This is a genomic window from Nocardia neocaledoniensis (assembly GCF_029868625.1).
GTDB classification, from domain to species: Bacteria; Actinomycetota; Actinomycetes; order Mycobacteriales; family Mycobacteriaceae; genus Nocardia; species Nocardia neocaledoniensis_A.
The window spans coordinates 1-3,545 of sequence record NZ_JARWOJ010000124.1; the positions used below are offsets into that span (position 1 = coordinate 1).

The 3,545-nt window shown below is 69.9% G+C and carries 4 protein-coding genes and 1 pseudogene; all 5 read left to right on the top strand.

From position 1 onward, the window contains the following. Positions 1-177: 177 nt before the first annotated feature. Positions 178-723 (top strand): annotated as a pseudogene (locus QH270_RS08755) (DUF1731 domain-containing protein); the annotation flags it as partial. Then, a complete protein-coding gene (locus QH270_RS08760) occupies positions 723-1,226 on the top strand; it encodes a GNAT family N-acetyltransferase (RefSeq protein WP_280340031.1) in 504 nt (167 codons plus the stop codon). The pseudogene QH270_RS08755 and the gene QH270_RS08760, both read left to right, overlap by 1 nt. A 40-nt stretch (positions 1,227-1,266) precedes the next feature. Then, a complete protein-coding gene (gene lipB / locus QH270_RS08765; protein ID WP_280340032.1) occupies positions 1,267-2,019 on the top strand; it encodes a lipoyl(octanoyl) transferase LipB in 753 nt (250 codons plus the stop codon). After that, positions 2,016-3,038 (top strand): lipoyl synthase, encoded by a 1,023-nt coding sequence (lipA, locus tag QH270_RS08770; protein WP_280340033.1) that lies wholly within the window; start codon positions 2,016-2,018, stop codon positions 3,036-3,038. The genes lipB and lipA overlap by 4 nt, the downstream gene beginning before the upstream one ends. Positions 3,039-3,111: 73 nt before the next feature. After that, the gene (locus tag QH270_RS08775; RefSeq protein ID WP_280340034.1) at positions 3,112-3,423 is read left to right on the top strand and encodes a pyrimidine/purine nucleoside phosphorylase; all 312 of its coding nucleotides are present in this window, start codon (positions 3,112-3,114) and stop codon (positions 3,421-3,423) included. Positions 3,424-3,545 lie beyond the last annotated feature (122 nt).

The following is a 3,545-nucleotide window of genomic DNA, read 5'->3' on the forward strand; positions in this document are numbered from 1 at the left end:
GGTCGACTCCGCGATGGCGTCGAGCTTGTCGGCCTTGTCATCGCTCTGCAGGAAGAACACCACGGCCGCGGGGGGCCCCCCCCCCCCCCCCCCCCCCCCCCCCCCCCCCCCGCCCCCCCCCCCCGGGCCGCCCCGCGCGCCCCCCCCCCCGCCGCCCCAAACACCCCCCCCCCCCACACCGGTGACACCGTCGTCGACGAGAACTCCCCCGCCGGAACCGGTTTCCTGGCGACGCTGTGCCGCGACTGGGAGGCCGCGACCGAACCGGCGAGCTCCGCGGGGGTGCGCACCGTCCTGGTGCGCAGCGCCGTGGTGCTGGCCCGCAACGGCGGCATGCTGAGCAGCCTGCATCCGCTGTACTGGCTGGGTCTGGGCGGTCGCCTCGGCAGCGGCCGCCAGTACATGCCGTGGATCTCCCTCGACGACGAGATCGGCGCGATCGTCTTCGCCCTCACCCGTCCCGAGCTGTCCGGCCCGATCAACGCCGCGGGCCCGGCCCCGGTCACCAATGCCGAATTCAATCGCGCGCTCGGCCGCGCGATGCACCGGCCCGCGCCGTTCATCGTGCCCGGGTTCGCGCTGCGCGCCCTGGTCGGCGAGTTCGCCGACGAGGCGATCCTGCACGGCCCGCGCGCGATTCCGGCCGTCCTCGAACAGGCCGGCTACACCTTCCAGCACCCCACGCTGGGCGCGGCGCTGGCCGCCGCCTTCGGAGACCGCTGATGCTGCTGCGCGACGCCGACAAGGCCGACCTGCCCGCGGTGCTGGCGATCCACAACACCAATATCGCCGAGTCCACCGCGATCTGGGACACCGACGAGGTCGACCTCGACGACCGTCTCACCTGGTTCGCCGACCGCGCCGCCGCCGGCATGCCGATCCTGATCGCCGAGATCGACGGCGAGGTCGCCGGTTACGCCTCCTACGGACAGTGGCGCCCCAAGACCGGCTACCGGTTCACCGTCGAGAACTCCGTCTACGTCGACAGCCGCTTCCACCGGCGCGGCGTGGCCACCGCCCTGCTCGGCGCGCTGATCGACCGCGCCATCGAGTCGCGCCGCGTGCACGCCATGATCGCGGCGATCGAATCCGGCAACACGCCGTCGATCGTCCTGCACGAGCGTTTCGGCTTCCGCACCGTCGGCCAACTGCCCGAAGTCGGCCACAAATTCGGCCGCTGGATGGACCTGACGCTGCTGCAGCGCGACTTCCCGCTCGACGTCTGACCAGCTTGTGCCCGGACAGTCCGGTGGGCGTAACGTCAGGATGGTGAACGACACGCGCCCCACCGCGTCCGCACGATTCGATTCGACCCCGATCGTGGTCGAGGATCTCGGACTCATCGACTATCACGCCGCCTGGGAGCTGCAACGGCAGATCGCCGACGAGCGCGCCGCAGGCGAAGGCGACGACAAGCTGCTGCTGCTCGAGCATCCCTCGGTGTACACCGCGGGCCGCCGCACCGAGGCCGAGGACCTGCCGATCGACGGCAGCCCGGTGGTGCAGGTCGATCGTGGCGGCAAGATCACCTGGCACGGGCCGGGTCAGCTGGTCGGGTATCCGATCGTCCGCCTGGCCGAGCCGGTCGACGTCGTGCAGTACGTGCGGCGGCTCGAGGAGGCGCTGATCCAGGTGGTGTCCGGGCTCGGGATCGAGTGCGGCAGGATCGAGGGTCGTTCGGGCGTGTGGCTGCCGGCCACCGAGTGGCTCGCCGAACGCAAGATCGCCGCGATCGGCGTGCGCGTGCAGCGCGGCGTGGCCCTGCACGGCATCTCGCTGAACTGCAATTCCGCGCTCGACGGTTTCCAGGCGATAGTGCCGTGCGGCATCCGCGACGCCGGGGTCACCACCCTGACCCGCGAACTCGGCCGTGAGGTCACCGTCGCCGAACTCAAGCCGCTCGTCGCCACCGCGATCGTTGCCGCGCTGGACGGCGAAATTCCCGTTCGGCCCCATGACATTGATCGCACCACCAGCGCCGTGAACGCGACGGCCCCGAGCGTAGAGTCGGTTCAGTGACCTCCGTAGACGCCTCTGCCCCCGCCGGACGCAAGCTGCTGCGCATCGAAGCGCGCAACGCGGAGACCCCGATCGAGCGCAAACCCAAGTGGATCCGCACCCGCGCCACCATGGGCCCGGAGTACTCCGAGCTCAAGGGCCTGGTGAAGCGCGAAGGCCTGCACACGGTCTGCGAGGAAGCGGGCTGCCCCAACATCTTCGAATGCTGGGAGGACCGCGAGGCCACCTTCCTCATCGGTGGTGAACAGTGCACCCGCCGCTGCGATTTCTGCCAGATCGACACCGGCAAGCCCGCCGCGCTGGACCGCGACGAGCCCCGCCGCGTCGCCGAGAGCGTCCAGGCGATGGGCCTGCGCTACTCGACGATCACCGGCGTGGCCCGCGACGATCTCGACGACGGCGGCGCCTGGCTCTACGCCGAAACCGTGCGCGCCATCAAGGCACTCAACCCCGGCACCGGCGTCGAGTTGCTCATCCCCGACTTCAACGCCGATCCCGATCAGCTGGCCGAGGTCTTCTCGACCCGCCCGGAGGTGCTGGCGCACAACCTGGAGACGGTGCCGCGCATCTTCAAGCGCATCCGCCCCGCCTTCCGCTACGAGCGTTCCCTCGCGGTGATCACCGCGGCCCGCGAGGCCGGCCTGGTCACCAAGTCCAACCTCATCCTCGGCATGGGCGAGACCCCGGAGGAGGTCACCGAGGCGATGCGGGACCTGCACGAGGCGGGCTGCGACATCCTCACCATCACGCAGTACCTGCGGCCCTCGCCGCGGCACCATCCGGTGGATCGCTGGGTGAAGCCGGAGGAGTTCGTCGAGCATTCCAAGGTGGCCGAGGAGCTCGGTTTCGCGGGCGTGATGGCCGGGCCGCTGGTCCGTTCCTCCTACCGCGCCGGTCGCCTGTACGCCCAGGCGATGGCCCATCACGGTCGCGAGATCCCCGAGGCCATGGCCCACCTCGCGCAGGAGGGCACCGCGTCCCAGGAAGCCAGCTCCGTGCTGGCTCGCTACGGCAGCTGACGGCGCCGGGCCAGGGCTCGGTGAGCTCTGGCCCGTCAGTAGACTAAGGGTCCCCTCACCCCCGGAAGGACCCATGTCGAAGTTCGAGAACGTCTCCGTCACCAAGCAGGCCAATGTCTATTTCGACGGAAAGTGCGTCAGCTACAGCCTCGAGCTGCCCGACGGCACCAAGAAGTCGGTCGGCGTCATCCAGCCCGCGTCGCTGACCTTCGGTACCGCGGCGCCCGAGCGCATGGAACTCGTGGCGGGCGAGGCCAAGGTGACCCTGGCCGGCGCCACCGAGGCGGTCACCTACCGCGGCGGTGAGTCCTTCGACGTGCCGGGCGACAGCTCTTTCGACATCGAGGTCGTCGACACGGTCCACTACGTCTGCCACTACGGCTGATCGACCGGGTTCCGCCCATACCGGCGGCACCCGCATACCGTATATAACGTGTGGCGTTCCCCGTTAGTCGTATCGGTTGGTCAACGAAATGACACCGCAGATGAGCATCCGCCAAACCCTGG